General features: G+C 59.0%; 17 protein-coding genes and 2 pseudogenes. 10 read left to right on the forward strand and 9 right to left on the reverse strand.

Annotated elements, in window-relative coordinates:
- Positions 1-26: 26 nt before the first annotated feature.
- The 8 genes and pseudogenes from BN1241_RS05805 to BN1241_RS12790 all read left to right on the forward strand — a co-directional run bounded on the left by BN1241_RS05805 (position 27) and on the right by BN1241_RS12790 (position 6,950).
- A complete protein-coding gene (locus BN1241_RS05805; RefSeq protein ID WP_054952741.1) occupies positions 27-1,199 on the forward strand; it encodes a ThiF family adenylyltransferase in 1,173 nt (390 codons plus the stop codon).
- Positions 1,196-2,413 carry a molybdopterin molybdotransferase MoeA gene (locus BN1241_RS05810; protein WP_077138302.1) on the forward strand — a complete coding sequence of 406 codons (1,218 nt, stop codon included), beginning with the start codon at positions 1,196-1,198 and terminating at the stop codon, positions 2,411-2,413. Before BN1241_RS05805 ends, BN1241_RS05810 begins: the two co-directional genes overlap by 4 nt.
- A complete protein-coding gene (moaC, locus tag BN1241_RS05815; RefSeq protein ID WP_054952743.1) occupies positions 2,410-2,889 on the forward strand; it encodes a cyclic pyranopterin monophosphate synthase MoaC in 480 nt (159 codons plus the stop codon). Before BN1241_RS05810 ends, moaC begins: the two co-directional genes overlap by 4 nt.
- 56 nt (positions 2,890-2,945) lie before the next feature.
- Complete coding sequence (gene mobA, locus BN1241_RS05820) at positions 2,946-3,509, forward strand: molybdenum cofactor guanylyltransferase (protein WP_054952744.1); 564 nt, start codon at positions 2,946-2,948, stop codon at positions 3,507-3,509.
- Positions 3,510-4,204: 695 nt separating this feature from the next.
- Complete coding sequence (locus tag BN1241_RS12955; RefSeq protein WP_187117603.1) at positions 4,205-6,232, forward strand: hypothetical protein; 2,028 nt, start codon at positions 4,205-4,207, stop codon at positions 6,230-6,232.
- Positions 6,229-6,552, forward strand: a pseudogene (locus tag BN1241_RS13585) (ATP-binding cassette domain-containing protein); the annotation flags it as partial. The gene BN1241_RS12955 and the pseudogene BN1241_RS13585, both read left to right, overlap by 4 nt.
- Positions 6,553-6,656: 104 nt before the next feature.
- Positions 6,657-6,722 (forward strand): annotated as a pseudogene (locus BN1241_RS13590) (ABC transporter ATP-binding protein); the annotation flags it as partial.
- Positions 6,723-6,764: 42 nt separating this feature from the next.
- Positions 6,765-6,950 (forward strand): hypothetical protein, encoded by a 186-nt coding sequence (locus BN1241_RS12790; protein WP_230198346.1) that lies wholly within the window; start codon positions 6,765-6,767, stop codon positions 6,948-6,950.
- A gap of 66 nt (positions 6,951-7,016) precedes the next feature.
- On the opposite strand, the gene BN1241_RS05835 is transcribed toward BN1241_RS12790, so the two are convergent.
- From BN1241_RS05835 to BN1241_RS05850, 4 genes are read right to left on the reverse strand one after another with little or no spacing between them, the layout of a single operon-like run.
- Positions 7,017-7,709, reverse strand: a complete 693-nt coding sequence (locus tag BN1241_RS05835) for an ABC transporter ATP-binding protein (RefSeq protein ID WP_054952746.1) — start codon at positions 7,707-7,709, stop codon at positions 7,017-7,019.
- Positions 7,706-8,494 (reverse strand): ABC transporter permease, encoded by a 789-nt coding sequence (locus BN1241_RS05840; protein ID WP_054952747.1) that lies wholly within the window; start codon positions 8,492-8,494, stop codon positions 7,706-7,708. Before BN1241_RS05840 ends, BN1241_RS05835 begins: the two co-directional genes overlap by 4 nt.
- Positions 8,494-9,294: a molybdate ABC transporter substrate-binding protein gene (gene modA, locus BN1241_RS05845; protein ID WP_054952748.1), complete on the reverse strand. Its 801-nt coding sequence runs from the start codon at positions 9,292-9,294 to the stop codon at positions 8,494-8,496. Before modA ends, BN1241_RS05840 begins: the two co-directional genes overlap by 1 nt.
- Positions 9,291-9,686: a TOBE domain-containing protein gene (locus BN1241_RS05850; RefSeq protein ID WP_054953817.1), complete on the reverse strand. Its 396-nt coding sequence runs from the start codon at positions 9,684-9,686 to the stop codon at positions 9,291-9,293. The genes modA and BN1241_RS05850 overlap by 4 nt, the downstream gene beginning before the upstream one ends.
- A gap of 291 nt (positions 9,687-9,977) precedes the next feature.
- Between BN1241_RS05850 and BN1241_RS12285 the strand changes: the two genes are divergently transcribed.
- Positions 9,978-10,151: an Rv0909 family putative TA system antitoxin gene (locus BN1241_RS12285; protein WP_077138305.1), complete on the forward strand. Its 174-nt coding sequence runs from the start codon at positions 9,978-9,980 to the stop codon at positions 10,149-10,151.
- 130 nt (positions 10,152-10,281) lie between these two features.
- The gene (locus BN1241_RS05855) at positions 10,282-12,306 is read left to right on the forward strand and encodes a prolyl oligopeptidase family serine peptidase (RefSeq protein WP_054952749.1); all 2,025 of its coding nucleotides are present in this window, start codon (positions 10,282-10,284) and stop codon (positions 12,304-12,306) included.
- A gap of 21 nt (positions 12,307-12,327) precedes the next feature.
- Here the strand turns inward: BN1241_RS05855 and BN1241_RS12795 are convergent, their stop codons facing one another.
- From BN1241_RS12795 to BN1241_RS05880, 5 genes are all read right to left on the reverse strand, one after another.
- Positions 12,328-12,495, reverse strand: a complete 168-nt coding sequence (locus BN1241_RS12795; protein ID WP_154665176.1) for a hypothetical protein — start codon at positions 12,493-12,495, stop codon at positions 12,328-12,330.
- A gap of 293 nt (positions 12,496-12,788) precedes the next feature.
- Positions 12,789-13,712 (reverse strand): tRNA glutamyl-Q(34) synthetase GluQRS, encoded by a 924-nt coding sequence (gene gluQRS, locus BN1241_RS05860; protein WP_222704405.1) that lies wholly within the window; start codon positions 13,710-13,712, stop codon positions 12,789-12,791.
- A 246-nt stretch (positions 13,713-13,958) separates the two neighbouring features.
- Entirely contained in the window at positions 13,959-18,506 is a 4,548-nt protein-coding gene (locus BN1241_RS05870) for a phosphodiester glycosidase family protein (RefSeq protein ID WP_187117604.1), read from the reverse strand.
- 416 nt (positions 18,507-18,922) lie between these two features.
- Complete coding sequence (locus BN1241_RS05875; protein WP_054952752.1) at positions 18,923-19,378, reverse strand: heat shock protein transcriptional repressor HspR; 456 nt, start codon at positions 19,376-19,378, stop codon at positions 18,923-18,925.
- Positions 19,375-20,373, reverse strand: a complete 999-nt coding sequence (locus tag BN1241_RS05880; RefSeq protein ID WP_054952753.1) for a DnaJ C-terminal domain-containing protein — start codon at positions 20,371-20,373, stop codon at positions 19,375-19,377. The genes BN1241_RS05875 and BN1241_RS05880 overlap by 4 nt, the downstream gene beginning before the upstream one ends.
- Between the last annotated feature and the right edge of the window lie 34 nt (positions 20,374-20,407).

The following is a 20,407-nucleotide window of genomic DNA, read 5'->3' on the forward strand; positions in this document are numbered from 1 at the left end:
CAATTCTCGGGCGGTAGGATGGTGTCATGTTGCCTCTCGTTGATCCTGGACCACCGCTGACTCCGGAACAGACCGTCCGATACTCCCGCCATCTCATGCTCGATCAGATCGGCGATCTTGGTCAGCGCCGTTTAAAGAATGCAAAGGTTCTGGCGATCGGTGCGGGCGGGCTCGGATCCCCCTCCCTCCTCTACCTCGCGGCAGCCGGGGTCGGGACGCTGGGTGTGATTGACGATGACAAGGTGGATCGGTCCAACCTGCACCGCCAGGTTCTCCACACCGATACGCACGTGGGTGAACACAAGGCCACATCGGCCGCCCAAGCACTGACGGAACTCAACCCCGACATCACGGTCAATCAGCACCGCGAGCGCCTGACGGAAGACAACATTGACGAGATCTTCTCCCAATATGACGTGATCATGGATGGGACGGATAACTTCCAGACCCGGTATCTTGTCGAGGCGGCCTGCACCCGGTTGGGAATCCCCGAAGTGTGGGGTTCCATTCTCCAATTCAATGGTCAGGTTTCCGTGTTCTGGACCGGAAAGAAAGCCGTTGAGCACGGGGCACCCGGTCCTGACGGGATTAGTTTGAGGGATCTGTTCCCCACGCCTCCCCCGGCCGGTCAAGTTCCCGCGTGCGGTGATGTTGGGGTGCTCGGTTCACTGCCCGGCCAGATCGGGACGATCATGGCCACCGAAGCCGTGAAGCTCATTTGCGGCATCGGCCAGCCCCTCATTGGTCGGGTCATGGTCATCGACACCCTCTCGGCCGAAACCTACACCGTTCCGCTGTCCCCGCGGCCGCTCCCAAGGCCGGAGCCGCTGACTGCGCAGGAGCTCCTCCCCTACTGCTCTGCACCGAAGGTCGACGAGGTCGATATCGTGGAATTCCACAAGTTGCGGGAGAGCGGGGTGCGGGTTTTGGACGTGCGGGAAGTATCCGAGCGGGACGAAGCGTACCTGCCGGGCTCCGAACACATCGTGCTTTCTCAGCTCCTTGAACATCCTGAGCTTGCCGCGGGCGAGCAGCCAATCTACGTTCACTGCAAGGCCGGAGCTCGTAGCGCACGTGCCGTTGAGGCACTGAAAAAGGTTGGGATTCGGGGTATTAATGTTGCTGGCGGGCTGGATGCATGGCAGGCCGCCGGATATGAGGTTGACAGCGCACAGCTCACCGTGGAGGGCACAAAGTGATTAGTTTTGAAGAATATCGGCAAATGATTCTCGGTCTCGGGCAGCCCGTCTCGACCGAGACCGTGCCGCTGCACGCCGCCGATGGTCTCGTCAACGCTGAAACGGTGTTCGCACGCTATGCGGTACCGCCGTTCGACAACTCGGCGATGGACGGTTTTGCGGTACGGGCGGTCGATATCGAGAACACTCCCGTCACCCTGCCCGTTTCCACCGACATTCCCGCTGGCCGCACAGACGTAGGTGAGCTCGAGCCCGGGACTGCTGCACGGATCATGACCGGGGCACCGCTACCTCCCGGGGCGGACACGATAGTTCAGGTAGAGAAGACCGCGAATGCGGACCAGAACATGCTGACCGAGGCACCGCACGAGATCACGGTTCTCGAGCCCGTCACCCATGGCACCCACGTCCGTTTCTCGGGTGAAGACATCGCCGTGGGCGAGGAAGCTCTCGCACCGGGTGAAGTTCTGGGGCCCACACAGCTCTCCGCCCTAGCCTCGATTGGTCACGGCTACGTCAAAGTGCACCGCAAGCCCGTCATCGGCGTCCTTTCCACCGGCTCCGAGCTGAAGAAGCCGGGCGAAGAGATTGCCCCGGGACAGATCCCGGACTCGAACACGACTCTCGTGCGGCTGCTTGTGCGAGCCTCGGGGGCAAAAGACGTGGTCCTGTCTTCCTCCTCCGATGATCCGAAGGATCTCGCTGCGGTCCTCGACAAGGCCGGCGCCTACCTCGACGGCATTATTACCACGGGCGGTGTCTCCGCCGGTGCCTTCGATGTGGTGAAGGAGTACCTGAAGGACAAGAATGTTGGCTTCCACAAGGTCGCCATGCAGCCGGGCAAACCCCAGGGTTCCGGAGTGCTCAACCTGGGAGGCAGGGATGTTCCGATCCTGTGCCTGCCCGGCAACCCGGTCTCCGTGTTTGTGTCAATGAAGGTGTACGGCGATGCACTCATCGCCAATCTTTCCGGCAGAACCAACACCGAAATTCCCTGGCAGGAATGGGAAACCTCAGAATCGTGGAAGACCCCGCCAGGGCGGGCGCAGTTCATGCCCGTGGTGGCGAAGGACGGCAAGGTTGTGCGAGCAACCTCCGGTGGTTCCGGATCCCACCTCGTCTACTCGCTCATGAAAACTCGCGGCCTCGCATTCGTGCCGACCGAGGTTGAAGAAGTCCGTGCAGGTGACAAATTGAAGGTGTGGTGGCTATGAAATTCACGCATCTCACCCAGTCGGGTGAGGCCTACATGGTGGATGTGACCCAGAAGAAACCGACCGTCCGCCAGGCCACCGCCATCGGCACCGTCACCTGCTCACCGGATGTTGTGCAGGCATTGCGGGACGGGACGGTGCCCAAGGGTGATGTGCTGGCTGTGGCTCGCATCTCCGGCATCGCCGCCGCCAAGCGCGTCCCCGAGCTCCTCCCCCTCGCCCACACGATCGGAGTCCACGGTGCCTCTGTTGACCTGTCGATCGAGGATCACGGGGTCGATATCGTGGCGACCGTACGCACGGCCGATCGGACGGGTGTGGAGATGGAGGCACTGACCGCGGTCACAGTTGCTGCCCTCGCCATTGTTGACATGGTCAAGGGCGTCGATCGCTCCGCTGAAATCACGGACTGCAAGATCGTAGCGAAGTCCGGGGGACGCTCCGGCGACTGGCATCGCCCCGGCTACGAGAAGTAACCGGACAGGTTCCGGACCGATTACGGTCTGGGCCCTGTCGTTAGGAGAAAGCAAGCATGATTGGGGCCGTGGTGTTGGCGGGCGGCAATGCTCGCCGGCTCGGTGGTGTGTCCAAGGGCGATGTCGTCATCGGCGGCACCACGATGCTCCAGGCCGTCACCGATGCCTGCCAGCAGGCCGGCGTCCCTGCCGACAACATTGTTGTCGTTGGTCATGCCGAAACCGATCTCAAGAGAACCGTGGAAGACCCGCCCCGATCGGGGCCCGCTGCCGGCATTGCCGCCGGCCTCCCCCACGTCACAGGTGAGCGGCTCTTCATCCTCTCCTGCGATATTCCCTTCATCGCCTCTGGCCTGCCCACCCTCATCTCCTCCTTCGAAGGTGATGGGGTGTGCTTTGGTGGAGATAGGCCGCAATATCTCGCGGGACTCTACGATTCCACTGCCATCCGCAACCAGGTGGCCTCCCTGCAGAACGAAGGTGGGCTCATTGGTCTGCCCGTACGAGCGATCATGAAGCCTCTGAACATCACGATCATTGACGAGAGTGAAGCCGCACGAGACTTTGACACGTGGGACGAAATTGAGTCCGCGCGGCTCAGCGAATCGGGGAGTTCCTGACATCAAGAGAAACCGACCAAGCATCCCGCATTCTCATCAGAAGACAAGAGCAACGGCGAATATTTCAGCCCTCTAAATTTTCTCACACACCAACACCTACGTGAGCGTTTGCATATAGTTAGGGGGGATTATTCTTCGTCTAGAAGCGGCAAAGATGCCGGTTCTAGCACCATTAACATTGATGGAGAAGAAAATATAAAAAGAGTGTCGGCGCTATTAGCTACGGCCGTACTGGCATTTACCGGGAGTATCGCTGCACCGGCTATTTCCGGAGAATGGACCCACACCAGTATGGGAGGGAAGGTGACGGTGTCAGGTCCAACGCTTCATCTTCGTGATAATGCGGATGATGGAAAGTTTGTCACATCTGAATATCGTTATAACAACGGCAACTCAAGCAGTGCAATTGCGAACAAGGCTGGTTACGGAAAAACAGTTTCCGTAACTCAAAGCTCAAATATTACCAACGCTAAGATATGTCGTTCGCAAACCCTTCTTCCCGTGGATTGCGGGAGATGGAAGTTCTAGTGTCCTCACTCCTTCCTCGTGTTGGCGAGCTCGGATTCCGGGCTCGCCAACACGACTCAACACAATTTGCACCTCTCATGGTTCTATTAGCGGCATTAATCTTCATTCTCGTCGGAGCAGGGGCTGGCATCATCCACGCTTCATATGCGGGAATTGGAGAGCGAGATATGAGCCGCGCTCCATTCAGGATTGAGGACGAGAATCCCTCTTTCCTATACCGACAAGTGCACGACATGATGGTCTACAGCCCCTACGATGCATCGCTGGTGTATATTTGGCCGCTGGATTCGGATGCTCCTATTCCCCCAGGCTTGACCACGTGGCCCGAGCCGGGCCACGTGGTTCTGTCACCCCGCCTGGCGGAGATGGACGCAAGAGAGAAAATCTTTGAGCGCTATGGTGAAGTTGTCGGCACGATCGACGAATCTGGCCTTGCTACCTCAACTGAGCTCCTTGCGTATATTGTTCCTAAAACTATGCCGGACACAGTCGCTACGAATGTCATGTACCCCAACAATGGATTCGGAAACGCTGACGTGGACGCCGGCTTCCTTGGCCAGGCGGCGGACATTGAGCCCCTCCACCTCACTCTCGTAGCCTATTTCATAACGATTGGCATTGGGGCCACCATCTTTGGCTCCGTTGTCATCTATCAGGGCAAGGAGCGTTGGCAGAAGCAAAGCCTCATCCTCTATTCCCTTGGTTACTTGAGCAAGATGCGACTGCGGTGGATGGCTGGACAGTTGTGGCGCCCATTTGCGACGGGAGCCGGCATTGGCTTCCTTCTCCTGATTCCGCTGTTCCTCACTAACATCAAGCTACCTGGGCGTGACTTCACGATCTGGAAGCGAGACGTCTCGTCTTACTGGTATCTGATACTTCTTTACGCACTAATTCCACTGGTTATCTATGGCTTCTTTCTTACCCGCACGGCCACGCGCGTTCCGGTAACGATATCGACCAACCGGCCGCAGGTTGCCGATCGCGAGTACAGCCCCGTGCGCGCAGCGACTTGCTTCTTCTCGGTCCCTATCGCGGTCGTCCTTATTGTCGTGTTTCACAGGACTGCGGATACTTACGTTTTCTTCATCTACCTCGCTGTATTACTCCTGGTGTTTGCAACGCTCATTGACCTGATCGGGTGGGCCATGGTTCGCATTTCTCGCAGAGTCCGCACCCTGGGAGATATTAATAAGAACGTCGGGGCAATCATCGGCAGTGCGGGCATACAGCATCGGATACGGCCCGTTGCAATCCTTGCGGTTGCCATAGCGGCCACCATCATCGTTGGTGCGCAGATCCAGTCCTACCTGGTGGCATGGTCGCAGTCCAGCCGCGAATGGACGATCGTCTACGATCAGTTCGATGGCGAGGTTCTTGAGGTTTCACCGCTTCCTGGTGCTGACCTCTCACAACTGGACAGCATCGTTGACCGCATTAACCCCGTCGCCAACAACTACTCGTTGGTTCTCATTGAAACCGACTGTTCACGCGACGACTGTCCGGTCACCGTGGCCTTCGCGGGCGAAAGCGCGGACCTCGAGGACTTGCGCGAACTGAACCCCGCCTACTACTTTCATTTATTTGCTGACACAGAGCCGGCCATCTCTGACTTTGAGACGATGACCTCACAGGCTATGGAGAATCCGGAGAACTGGGATCTTCAATACCAGATTTCCATTGTGGCATCCGAGCCCGGAAGCCTTGATGCTACCTCCATCAAGCAGATCATTGCCGAGGAATCTACTCCCATGTGGCGGTCGGGATCACCGGCAAGCCTGGAATACTACGGCTCCTTCCAAGGGGCTCAGACCGCTTCCTGGGTGGGGTGGATGGCAGTCATCGGTCTCGCCATTGTCCTGTGGGCCATTGTTCTTTCTCTCCTGTCCGACCTCCGCACCACGATCAGGCGCCTCGCACCGCTCACGGTCTTTGCCAATTCCGAGGGTGTGGTCCGCTCGGTGTCTTTCATTCGAGTCAGTGTTCCCATCGTTCTCGGAGTTGGCATCGGCACCGCGGTCGGGCTCATGCTGTGCGCTGCCCTTACCCTCTCCTTCAAGTCCTCCCTCACACCCGTCATCCCATTCTTCATTGCCTGCCTGACAGTGACTGGCCTGATTGTCGCGCTTGGCATTCTCTATTCCTTCATTCAGGCCCACAGACTCCTATCAACCTGGAAGGTAGGTCGCTGGTGATACTTCAAGCATCAGAACTACAGTGCACAGTACCCGGTCGGATCCTCTTCACGGGATTCTCCCTGTCCGTGGATTCGGGTGAAGCTGTTGCCGTCATCGGGCCATCCGGTTCAGGCAAGTCATCCTTGCTCAATCTCATTCTTGGACTCACCACACCCGATCACGGGCAGATTAATATTAATGGGGTAGCCATGACCGGTCTCGACCCCGCGGGTCGAGCAGGAATCCGCAGATCCTCCATCGGCATCATTTTTCAAGACGGTGAGTTAATTCCGGAGCTTTCAGCTGTTGACAACGTACACGTTGCCGCGCTGATGGTGGAGACAGATCACCAAGGCACAAAAGCGGGAAGCGACCCAGCGCGTGAACGGGAGATGCTGGTGGGCATGAAGGTGCCACCGAATACCTTGGCTGGAACCTATCCGGAGGTGAGAGACAACGTACTGCCATCGCACGCGCACTCATCACCAACCCATCCCTGCTACTGGCCGATGAACCAACGGGGTCACTCGATACCGAGACAAGGGATCAGGTGGCAGACGAACTTTTTGCGACCGTTCGGGCAAAGAATCTGGGACTTGTCGTCGTAACCCACGATCCCACCATCGCCAAACGGGCCGACCGCACCATCGACCTCGGCAGCTACGCACCCAATGGTGGCACGGAATCCACACCACCAGCAGAGAAAAGGAAGCGTCGACTACTACGCATGCGATAACCAGCGATATTCGGCGGTAAATAATGGTGGCTTGGACTTTTCACCCAAACCACTGAACCGTCGATCCTAGAACCCGAGGAAGTATTTCCTGAGTTTGGAGTTCTCGTCGTTCAGCCGGTCCTTGACCGGGCCGTAATCACTAACGTCACCATCGGCGAGGACAGCAACATCGTCGGCGAAGGCGGAGATGTCGGCCATGTCGTGCGTAACCACGACCCCGGTTCTGCCCTTGAGTGCGTTCTTGATGAGTTGGCGCAACTGCACAGCCGCCGCCACGTCCATGGCCGCCAGCGGCTCATCCAGCAGGAGGATCTTCGGCTCAACTGCAATGGCGCGAGCAAGGGCCACACGCTGCTGCTGCCCGCCAGACATTTGGTGCGGCTTCCGGTCAGCAAGTTCCCCAATGCCGCACTCGCCAATATGCACGCGTGCGCGTTCCCTTGCCTCACCCTTGCTCATGCCGCCCGCACGCAAACCGTAGGCCACATTATCGAGTGCCGATAGGTGCGGGAAGAGAGTGGGGTCCTGTGACAGGAGGGTAATGGGGCGCTTGTTGGGTCCAATCCAGGGACTTGCCACTTCCTGACCGTCGAGCATGATACTCCCACCCTGGTCGGGTACGAGCAGGCCCGAGAGAAGGCCGATGAGGGAGGACTTTCCGGTACCGTTGCGTCCAATAACGGCAAGAGTGCGACCCTGCGGATGCTTGAGATCAAAGGTTAGTCCGCGCTGTGCCAGCGCCGCATGCATCTCAATCATTTCTCCACCTTACGACCGCGGGAGGTGATGGACACGACCAGGACGGCGAGGAATAGCAGCACGAGAGCCAGCGCCAGAGCGGTCTCGGGATCAACTTCGCGTTGGAGATAGATGGCGAGCGGAATCGTTCTCGTCCGCCCCTCCAATGAGCCAGCGAACGTTAGGGTGGCACCAAACTCTCCCAGGCACCGGGCGGCCGCCAGCGCGGTCCCGGACACCAGGGCCGGCATCATCATCGGCAGGGTCACGTGGAAAAGCGTGTAGGTCGGTGAGGCACCGAGGGTGGCGGAGATTTGTGCGTGGGAGGACCTGTTGGACCGCAGCGAAGCTTCAAGCGAGGTGACAAGGAAAGGCATCGCCACAAAGACCTGCGCCATAACCACCGCGGTTGAGGTGAAGGCGATATCGATGCCGAGAAGGGAAAGCTGTTCGCCGATGAGCTTCCGCTTACCGAAGGTCGACAGCAGGGCAAGGCCCGCCACGACCGGTGGGAGCACCATCGGGATCGTCACCAGGGTCCGCAGGATCTCCCCCATGCGCCCCGTGAGGCGGGACATGAAGATCGCGAGCGGAACACCTACTAGGACGCAGATGATGGTCGAGATGGTGACGGTGCGGAGCGAAACTCCGAGCGCTTTGACCGAGGTCTCTGACGCGAGGATCTCCGGTACCCGCGACCACGGCATGTCGATCAGCATGCCAACGATGGGCAGGCTGAGAGCAAGGAGGCCTAGCACCGCCCCGACGAGAATCCATCGGGGCGGCGCACCGGCTGTTTTCCACATCACGGCCTGGAGAAGCCTGCGTCTTCCATGCGCTGTGCACCATCACCCGTGGTGAAGGCGTCGATCCAGGCCTGCTCTGTCTCATCGGCCTTGTCGGAGTCGATGATGACGAGCGGGTAGTTGTTCGGAACATCGGCAGCGTTCGGGATGTCGAAGATTTCGACAGCATCCCCTGCGGAGTTCGCATCAGTTCGGTAGACCAGGCCAACATCACCCTGGCCGGAGGTGATCTTGCCAAGTACGTCGGTCACGGCGCTTTCCTCGGACACGGGGTCGAGGGTGATGCCGTTGATCTCGGCAAGCTGGAGGGAGACGTCACCGCAGGGAACCTGGGGTGCGCAGATCACGAGGTCCGCCTCGTTCATCGACTCATCGAAGCCGGTGATGTTCGCAGGGTTGCCTGCGGGCACGACGACAACGAGTTCGTTGATTGCGATCATGTCGAGTTCGGTGCCGCGATCGGCTTCCGTGATCTGATCTGCGGTGGACTGGTTGGCGGTAATGAGGATATCCACGTCGGCACCCGCCTCGATCTGTGCAACGAGATCGGAGGAGCCGCCACAAACGGTCGTGACCTCAATACTGAGGTCATCTTCTACCTCGGTTTCAACGGTTTCAGCGAGATCGCACATGGAGGCTGCGATCATGACCGTGATGTCGCGGTGAGGGGCGTCGCCACCGGACTCTTCAGTGGCTGCGGTCTCTGTGCCGTTTGTTCCCTCTTCTTCGGCGTCGTCCGAACAGGCGGCGAGTGTGAGTGCCAGGAGCGCAACGGCGCCGAGGCTCATCAGTTTTTTCATGAAATCATTCCTGACTTAACGGAAACATTGGTGGCTTTAATCAGGGCAGTGGCCGGCGAACCAACCTCCAACCTCATCTCCCTCACCGCTTCAGCGGAGATCAGGGAGACAACTCGGTAGATACCGCACTGCATATCCACCTGGGCCATGACGCCGTCGACTTGGACGCGTGTCACGATCCCGGCGAGTTCGTTTCGAGTCGATACTCCGTGATCGCTATCCGCCTTGCCTTTGGCAAGGCGGATCGCCAGGTCGGCAACAGACTTCCCATCAACGAGGATTCGACCACCGTCTCTGTTTGCTACTAGCGAGCCGTCATCAATCCAGCGCCGAACCGTATCGTCGGACACTGCAAGAAGACGGGCAACTTCACGAACCTTGTACTCTGACACAACTCCCATAGTACCCCGTATTTGCGGACTTCCAGAATCTTTTTATCCGCATTTGCCATTGTTTGATGTTCGCGTCACATGTCTGTCAAAACGGTTGCTCACGGCCCCACAAGTTGCCAGGGACCTTTCTCCCAAAAGCGGATCACGATAGCTCACAACAGGTCGCGCCGGCAGGGAACCCAAATGAGTTCACGCGGAGTGAATTATATGGTGCACGAGAGGCCCATCACAGGTAGATTGTGTCCCATGGTCGATTGCTCGATCGATCATCACCGACGAAAGGAGCACCGCATGGGTATTTTCGATAAGGCAAAGGATGCACTGAACTCAGATAAGGCTGAGCAGGTTTCCGACAAGAGGCTTGATCAAGCCGAGAAGTTTGCCTCCCAGCGCGCTGGTGAAGAACACCAAGAGAAGATCTCAAACGCTCGGGACTCAATAGACAAGAAAATTGGCAACGAGTAACTGCTAACTTTGCTCACTGTGACCGGCCACGATGGCCGGTCACAGTGCGTTACGGGCAAGCATCTTTGCGGGTAGCGGACAACAACCAAATTCAGGCTGGGCAATGCAGGCCGGCACGTAGACTGCTGGCATGACAGATGCGCACCTTTGGTTGGAAGAGTTCAATGATGAAACCCTGGCATGGGCCAGCAAGCGGTCCGATGCGACGATTGAAAGTCACGCGGGTCCGGAGTTTGATTCGCGAGAGAAGGCGGTCTACGACATTCTCTCCGCCAAGGACAAGCTCGACCTCGGCACCCTGCGCGGCCAGTACATCTACAACTTCCACACCGACCTTGAGCATCCTCGTGGGCTCTGGCGGCGCACCCTTCTCGAGGACTATCTCACCACTCCCCAGTGGGAGACCCTGCTCGATATTGATCAGCTCGGCAAGGACGAGAACGAATCCTGGGTGTTTGGTGGCGCGCAACTTCGCCGGCCCGACTTCACGCGAGCACTGATCTCACTCAAGCCCGGTGGCACCGATGCCAATGTGGTTCGAGAATTCGATGTCGAGAAGAAGGAATTCGTGGAGGACGGATTCTATTCCCCCGCCTCAAAGGGCTCACTCCAGTGGACCACGGATGATTCCGTTCTGATCGCACGCGACTTTGGCGAAGGAACGCTGACAAACTCTGGCTATCCCCGCACCGTGCGGCTGTGGAAGCGCGGCACCGCACTCGAGGACGCCCCGATCATTCTCGAAGGAGAAGCAGAAGACATTCTCGTGGGGGCCTCGCACGACTTCACGGTCGGATACGAACGCACCTTCGCGGTCCGTGCCACAGACTTCCGAGACACCATCGTCTACGAGGTTGATGGCGAGACTCTGGAGCTCACGGAATTGAAGGTGCCGCACAGCGCCTCTGTCGGAACCGTGAAGGACTGGGTTGTTCTGGAGCTGCGCTACGACTGGAACGTCGATGGCACAGTCTTCCCCGCGGGATCACTCCTCACCCTCCCCTACGAGGAAGCATTGAACGGACCACGGGCGGAATCCATCACCACACTCTTCACCCCCACGGCCACGGCATCCCTGTCGTCCATGGCCGAGCTGGCCAGCGGCGTTGTCTTCACAACGCTGGACAATGTACGCAGCCGCGCCTACTTCGCCCCGATCGGCACCTGGTCCGTGACCGAACTACACCCCGACCTTGGTGAATTCGATTCGATCGGGATCACGGCAGTCGACCAGGAAAAGGGCGATGACGTGTGGGTTGTGACCACCGGGTTCCTCACTCCCACCACCCTCCTCCACGGCACCGCAAGCCAGGATGGTCTCGAGGTCAAGAAGGTCAGGTCGGCACCGGAACGGTTTAATGCCGATGGCATGGTTGTACGCCAGGAATGGGCGACCTCCAAGGACGGCACCAAGATCCCCTACTTCCTCGTGGGATCAGAGCAGGCACTGTCCGGTCAGCACCCTGCCCGCACCCTCCTGGATGGTTATGGCGGGTTTGAGATCTCAAACATCCCCGGCTACATCGGCACCTACGGCAAGGCCTGGCTCGAAGACGGCGGCGTGTACGCACTGGCAAACATTCGTGGCGGCGGCGAATTCGGTCCCGCCTGGCACCAGCAAGCCCAAAAGGAAGGGCGCCACCTCGCATACGAGGACTTCGCGGCAGTCGCACAGCACCTGGTAGAAACAGGAGTGACCACGGTCGACCAGCTCGCGGCAACGGGCGGTTCCAACGGCGGCCTCCTTATCGGCAACATGTACACCACATATCCGGAGCTCTTCGGGGCTCTTATTTGCCGCGTTCCACTGCTCGATATGAAGCGGTTCTCGCACCTGCTCGCGGGAGCCTCGTGGATGGATGAGTATGGGAATCCGGATACGGGTGATTGGGAATTCCTCCAGAACTACTCCCCGTACCACAACGTGAAGGAAGACCGGACCTATCCGCCGATCCTCGTCACCACGTCCACTCGCGATGATCGTGTGCATCCCGGTCATGCTCGGAAGTTCGTGGCGCTCCTGGAAGAGCAGGGTCACGACGTAACCTATTTTGAGAACACCGAGGGCGGTCACGCGGGCGCGGCGGACGCCAAGCAGTCAGCGCGGTCGCTTGCCCTGATCTTCACCTTCTTGGATGAGAAATTGGCAAAATAAAAGCCGGCCCGGAGCCGACTGTCAGATTATGAGCGCGTAAAGACCGACCATGCCCACAATGAGCACGAGGGCAACAACGGCCTTCCATACGGGTCGCTTGCGCGGCGTATAGTCCGCTCCGGGCACATAGCCACCAAAGTCGTAGCCACCGGAGTTCAAGCGTTCCTGATTGCTAGGCTGTTGTGCCATATGACGGACCTTTCTCTTCGATGTTGAGACACTACACCCACATAATTATTGAGTGGAAGGTAGATCTTGCCGCAGGAGGAAGCCCTGCGCGAATGGCTCTCATTCTAACTCATATTCTTGCAGGGAAAAGTAGGGACCACCTGGGCCGTAAGTAAGACGCCACCAGGGTTTCACCCGTCCTGCAAGGCAGCACAGAATGGCTAGTGGACCACGCTTCTGCTTGTGCTTGACGAGTTACCCTCTCCACGCGCAAATACAACCAGATCAACCACAATTGCTCGCTTGTGAGCGACCTAGTTCTGGCTCGTTTCGGGAGCGGTAAAGGTCCACGGCCCTCTCCGGAGCGTGCTTGGATCGAAAGATTCGAGGAACTCGGTGGCGGTCTCCGCCTTGCTACCCAGGGAGGTGGCTATCATGGCAAACACTTTTTCGGTACCCATTCCCTGCTCTGCTAGCTGCGCGAGAGTGACGGCGCCGTCTCGCTTAGCAAGGCGCTGCCCCTGCTCGTTCACAACGAGCGGCACGTGATAGTACTCGGGTGTTGCAAACCCGAGAAGTTGTTGGAGATAGATTTGCCGCGGGGTGGAATCCAGCAGATCATCTGCTCGGACGACCTGATGAACGTGCTGGTACTCATCATCAACGACGGCCACCAGGTTGTATGCCATGACCCCGTCACCCCGGCGGATCACAAAGTCATCGATATGGCCGGTGAACTCACCGCACACCCGATCGGTGAACGTCAGCGTGTCGTTGTTGGTACGCAGTCGCAGGGCAGGTCCCCTGCTCATGATCTCAAGTTTCTTCCGACCTTCATCTCGCTCCTTCTCGGTCAGGTCGCGGCACGTGCCGGGATAGGATCCGGGTGGCGCATGGGGGGCCGTGGGTGCTTCCCGAATGTCCGCACGCGTGCAGTAGCACTCGTACAGCAACCCGCGCTCCTGGAGCTGCGTGACAACCTCTTCGTAGGCCGGAAGCCGCTCCGATTGGAAGAGCACCTCCCCATCCCAGTCAATCCCGAGCGCCTTCAAGTCAGCCAGCTGGGATTGAACATATTGAGGGCGGACACGTTCGTCCAAGTCCTCCATCCTCATCACAAACCCCAGGTCTTTCGAACGCGCGCAAGCCCAGGCGATGAGAGCCGTACGGAGGTTACCAACGTGGAGATCACCAGAGGGTGAGGGAGCATAGCGCCCACTACCAACCATTCCCATCATCTCCCATCACGGATCGCATAAACGCGTACCTGTCTATGTTATACCCGCAAGTTACTGCCGCTCAGTCATGGCAGGTCGGCGCAGAGAAACGAACCGCTAACGATCAGCAGCAGCAAGGGTCGATGGACGCACAGGGGAAAGGTAAGAAGGAGAGGGAGAAAGACAAAGAGAAAGAGAAGGGCGCGAGGCTAGTGCCTCGCGCCCTCACCGTGTCAGGTGCTCACAGCTTTCCGAGCACCCTGTTGCTTACTTGACGTAGCGGTTGACGACAGGGCTGTCGATACCGTCGCCATCCCAGTCACCGACGTACACCTGGTCAGTGCTACGTCCGTAACGGATGGTCGTGTCGGCCTTGCCGCCCTCGAGGGTGTTCTTGACGTGGAAGGCGTTGCCACGGCGCAGGGCCAGGGAATCACCGTTCTTGCCATCGAAATCGCCTGCGAGAACCTCGTCTCCTGCGCGACCGTAGGTGAAGGAGTGTTCAGCCTTGCCACCCTTGAGTGCGTTGGAGACATGGAATTCTTGGCCACGCTGGACCATGATCGTGTCGGCTTTGTCGCCATCCCAGTCACCAACGTGAACCGAGTCGGTGTCACGGCCGTACTTGAAAGATGTTTCGGCATTTCCGCCCGTGAGGGTGTTGTTCAGGTGGAATTTGTGACCGCGGCGGACACCGAATGAATCGATTCCGTCACCGTCCCAGTCACCTGCAATGACCTCATCGGAGGAGCGACCGAACTTGAAAGACGTCTCCGAGTTACCGCTCGCAAGCTTATTGCTCACGTAGAAGGTGTTTCCGCGGCGTACCGCGATCGTGTCCTTGCCATCACCGTCCCAATCACCAACGAGGAGCTCATCCCCGTTGCGACCGAACGCAATCCGCTCATCTTCCGTGTGCTGCGCCCAGGAGTTAGCGAAGTAGAACAGGTTGCCCTTGGTGGGGAGTGGCTTCGGAGCAACGTAGGTGAAGTTCCACGAGGCAGCCACACCATCAGCGAGTACGTACCCTTCGAGTGCTCGAGCAGTGACCTTGGTGTTCTTGGTGATGACGACCTCACCGGAAACCACCTTGTCACCAACCAAGTACTCAACACCCTCGACCACGGGGATCGAGATCGTGTTATCAGCAAAGGTTGGAGCCACCGGGGTGACCTCAACAACCTGGGCAACATACTCGAAGTCCCAGGAAGCAGGTGCGTCCTCAGCGAGGACATAGCCTTCGACTGCACGGGCGGTCACAGTGGTGTTCTCGGTGATGACAACTTCACCGAGAACCACCTTGTCACCAACCAGGTACTCAACACCCTCGACCACAGGGATCGAGACCGTGTTATCTGCGAAGGTGGGGGCTTCGGGGGTGACGGTGATGATGTCGGCCTCGACGGCGAACTCGGCGGTCACGGTCTTGTCATTGACGGCAAGGGTAATGCTGCCGGTGCCAGGCTCGAGCGGGGTGAGAACGTTCGTGTTCGGGTCGAAAGCTGCGACCGAGCCCGCGGGGGCCTCATCCGCTGCACCAACGTGAACGTTGGATCCGGACCAGGCGTAGCTCATGGGCCATGCCACCGGCATGGTCCTCACGCCATCGTCCTGAGTCATGGTCGGGGCAAGGGTGACGGCTTCGCCATTCTCCTCAAAGGAGGCGGGAACTTCACCGAGGGAGAGTCCGTCTTCGTCAACGCGAGTATTGACTTCGAAGGACACCCAGTCACGGGGGTTCTCGGACGTTGCCTGCGATTCATCGATACCGATCATCATCCATCCCGTGAACGATCCCGAGGAGCCCCCGGTCGGGCCCTTACCTGCGTTGCCGTTGATGAAGTACGGGATTCCGTCGAGGGTCATGGCGTGGAAAATTCCGACACCGGCAGCGATGTTGGCAATCGGCTTGCCGGATTCGTTGCGGAAGTCTTCCAGCCAGTCGCGCAACATCTGAGCATCGAGTCGGTTCGAGAGCTGGCTGGCCTTGGTGGGCAGCGGATCATCAACCGGGTGATGCTGGAATACGAGGACACCGGTGATGTCATCGTTCGTCTTGGCATCCTCCAGCGCGTTCTTCAGCATCTGGATCTGCTGGAAGTCATGGGTGATGCCGCCGGGTGCGGAGTTGATCCAGATGAGGCGGGTGCCATCCACATCAATGAAGCCGTTCGTCTTTCCGAAGGCATCAATGAAGTTTTGGATGTCGCCACCCATAACTTCGTGGTTGCCGGGGACATAGATGTAGGGGAAGTCGCCCAACTCTTCATCGATGAGCTGCTTCGCGAAAGCAAAGTCCTCGGGCGAGGCCTCGTCAACGAAGTCACCGTTGATGATGAGCAAGTCGGGATCCTCGGCAAGGATCTCGCGGAATGCTTCGCGAGCCCCGCGGACACCACCGGATTCGGGGTTGCGTGCCACAAACTGAGCGTCCGAGACAACGGCGATCCGGAGCGGGGAATCATCGGTTGCACCAGTGCTGGCCACAACACCATCGGTGACCTCACCGGTTTGCGGAAGGTCGACCGAGGTCGGGACGAGCGCCTGAATGTCGGAGACCACGATGGATCCCTCGTAGGTGACGGCGGTACGGGTTTCCATGATGCGGAAGCGCTGGAAGGTCAGCGGGTACTGAACGCCGGCGGGGATTGCGAACGTGATCTGTCGCCATCCCTCAAACGCCTCCGTCGGACCGTCAAGCTGGGTGGTGGTGCCGTTGGCCTGACGGACCTGGATGCGGGGCCAGGAACCGTTTTCGTTTCCGTTCACCCATGCGGTGATCGCGGTGGGCTGACCGGGGATCTCGATGCCGCCATTCGGGGCTACGGCATACGCGCCGCGAGTGGCGGTGGCCTGGGTGAAGTCGTAATCAATCTCCACGCCGGGCATGCCATCATGACCCTCGACTGGGGTCACCGTGACACCGGGGGCGCGGTCGTTTGCCGCTGTCCACGAGGAAGCATCTGCAAAGTCAGCAACCTGAACGCTATCCACGCCAACGGTGATGGCCATGGGTGCCTCGTGCTCACCAACCTTGACGGTCATGCGCGATGCCGTGTTGTCGTTGTTGACGGACACGGCGAAGGTGCCGTTCGTGCCGGGCTCGATGGTGAAGTTACCTTCCTCATCGCCTTCAAGAACAACATCAGCTGCGTCGATCGGCGCCTTGTAGCCGTTCGAGTCGTATCCGTACACGGTGAAGGACGCGACCTCTTCCGGGCTGGAGAGCTGAACAACGGACGGTGAGATCTCGATGCGATCGAGTTCGCCAAGAACCTCGATATCGAAGGAACCAGAGGCATCACCGCTCAACGCGGTGACCGTGTCCCGGCCCTTGCTAACACCGGTGACGGTGGCGGTGTGGTCACCGTTCGAGGTGACGGTCGCATTACCGCTGGAGGACCAGGAGGGAACCGTGCCGGGAACTGCGTATCCGGTTTCGGTGTAGCCCTTGGCCTGCACCTGCCTGGTCAGGCCGGGGAACACCCGGTTCGCTTGGCCTGCCTGGAGAATGGCGGAGACGGAGTAGCCGACGAGCTCACCGGAACCCTGATCAACGAACAGACCGATGCCGTTCGGGACGGAACGCGCGTAGCCATCCGACGGATTGTGGGGAACATCGGCTTCGGTTTCACCGGGTCGCACGGTTCCCATGGTCGTTGAGCCGCCACCGTCCAGGTTCCCGGCCTCGTACGCACCCAGTTCGTGCATGAGCACGCCCAGGTCGGTGAGACTGAGGCCGGTGGAGGTCTGCTGGCGTCCATCAACCACCAGGAGGTACATGATTGTACCGGTTTCGTTGAAGCCAATGGCGGTGCGGGGATGGACTGCCTTATCGCGCGAGGTGACTGGCTGACCGCCGGTGACAATGCGAGCATTGGCTGCGATAGCAGCACTGATCTCACCAGCATCCGATGTCACCACGGATTCGATAACGACCGTGTCACCCACCTTGATCTGGGATAGCACATTGGCCCCACCGTCGCGTTCCACGAGGGACTGCGCGCCTTCGGGGAGCTGCCCCACGGTGGGGATACCCACGGATGTGACGCGACCGTTCGGGTCAATAATCACCTCGGTGCCGGTTCCTCCGGCGAGCACGTGCTCGCGAGTGTAGTCGCCCCACAGGTGGTTGTAGACACCAACCTTGCCCGCGGGCAGCCGCCACGCGTTCACGCCATCAACCTCGACGTTCGAGGGCTCACCGTTGACGGTGACGGTGGTGGTCAGCGTGACCGAACCGAATGCTCCCAGCCCTTCCTTGGTGAAGATGACGGGGTTGTGACCTGCCGAGGTGGTGCCGTTGCCCGTCCCAGCGGGAATGGTAATGATTCCATCATCTTCGGAAATGCCAACGCCCTCGGGGGCCTTGGATCCGTTAATGTCAAAGAACGATCCGTTCACGCCCGCAATGGCGTCAGCATCCTCAATGAGGTCCGAGATCGGCTCTGCATCGGACACCGTTCCCGGGTACAGGTAGTCGGCGCGGACCTGGCCCGAGCCAAGGTCGGCAACGAGCACATCAAATTCCAGGCGGCCGCCGGCCTGGATACGATCAACGCTCACCAGTTCCACACCGGGAGCAATTTGTTGACGGTCATAACCGTTGACGATGGCTTTACCACTGCCATCAATATTCATTGCCTCAACGGCAGCGTTGACGGCATCAGTTTGCTTGATTCCGTCGGCTGCCGATGCCGGCACTATCGTCCCAAGAGCCAACCCACCAGCAATAACGCCGGCAACAAGCCGGCGCTTCCCGCTGGAATGGCGGGATGGCTGATCCGCAAATACGGATCTGTCATTCAACCTCATCGTGTTCTCCACACCTTCTAAACCGGCCATATTTTGACCCACATCATCATCACCAACGAAGGTAAATACTGCATGAAGAGGACAAGAACAACGAGTCAATTAAAGTGAACACAATTTTCATTGCGGAGTTTGCGAGGCTCTCACCCGTTTGGCACCTGCCGGGCGAGCCATGGGCAGCCGACGAGATTGAGCAACAAAAAGTTAAGACACAACAGCTGATGGCCACGAACAGTCATTCTTGAGCAAAGCGGGACCCGGGCACCTCACTTGGTCGTTCGTCCATTTGCGTTCAAAAAGTCCGCACAGGAATCCCGTGTTGGGATGTCTCATGCGGACCGGGTATTGAATACTGTAACGCGCTCCTACAGCAGGCCGATCTCTCACGGTCAGCTCAGATACTTGGGTTTAGCCTTTGGCTAGAGTGAAGGCCGCCAAATCACCAGCGCGGAACTGCGCCGAGTACCTTCCGAGGGTGCGCGCTCGCCGCGGGCAAGGGTAATGATGTTGCCGTCCTGGCCGGCTGCAAAGACTCGGCGTTCTTGAGCCTGCTTATCGTAGAGGACTCCCTTGAGCCGTTCGGCAAGCGCGTTCAATCGGTTGTTCTCACGCTTGAGCTTCGCTACCTGCTTCTCGAGTTCGAGGATGCGGGAGATGCCGGCGAGATTAATCCCTTCCTCTTGGGAGAGGGTCTGGATTTCCTGCAGCTCCTCAATGTCAGCGAGCGAGTAGCGGCGGCCGCCTCCCTTGGTGCGGGAGGCAACCACGAGACCAAGCCGGTCGTATTGACGGACCGTCTGGGCGTGCATGCCCGCCATCTGCGCCGCAATCGACACGGAGAATACGGGATCGTTTTTCGACAGCGAGGGTGTCATGACACCTCCGCCATCCTCCCCAGATCAGCCCGGGGGTTCGCGTCCTTAGTTGCTTCGGCAAACGCCTCCACAGCTGCTTTCGCATCGCCCGAGAGCTTCTTGGGAACAACGATGTTGAGGCTGACCAGCATGTCGCCGGGCAGTCCCTTGCCGCGCAGACCGTGTCCGCGCACGCGCAGGGTGTTGCCGGATGAGGATCCGGCAGGGATCTTCACCTTAACGGTGCTGCCGTGAACGGTCGGGATCTCCACCTTCGCGCCGAGTGCCGCCTCAGGGAATGACACGGGGAGCGTCATCTTGACGTTCTTGCCGTCAAGTTCGTACACGGGGTGCTTCTCGACGGTCAGGGTAATAATGAGGTCGCCGGGTTCGCCACCGTGCTGACCGGGGCCACCCTTTCCGCGCACGCGGATCTTCTGCCCATCGTGCACTCCTTGCGGGATCTTCGCCGTGACGCGCTGCCCCTGACCAGCAACCTGGATCGTGGCACCGTTGATGGCTTGACCGAGGGTAATGCTCGCGGTTGCGAACAAGTCTTCGCCGCGCTGTGGCCTCCGACCAAACCCACCAAAGGGTGAACCTCCCCCACCGAACGGGGAGCCACCACCGGAGAACATGCCGGACAGAATGTCCTCGAAGCCGCCAGCAGACTGGTTGGTGGTCCGGTATTGGGTTCCGCCCCCTCCGGAGAACATGGAGGAGAAGACATCTTCGAAGCCGCCACCACCAGGCCCGCCTGCGGAGAAGCGGGCACCGCCGCCTCCCATGGCGCGGATCGCATCGTATTGTTTGCGATCCTCTTCGTCGGAGAGCACGGCGTAGGCTTCGCCTACTTCTTTGAATTTGCTTTCCGCCGCAGTATCACCCGGGTTCTTATCCGGATGGTAGGTGCGTGCGAGCTTACGGTAGGCCTTCTTGATGTCATCCTGGGAGGCGTTTTTGTCGACCCCGAGGACGGCATAGAAGTCCTTGGACAGCCAGTCTTGGCTAGCCATGGCACATCACCTTCCTTTCTTGTGAGTGTGCCGG

The sequence above is a fragment of the Flaviflexus massiliensis genome (assembly GCF_001375495.1).
Classification (GTDB): domain Bacteria; phylum Actinomycetota; class Actinomycetes; order Actinomycetales; family Actinomycetaceae; genus Flaviflexus; species Flaviflexus massiliensis.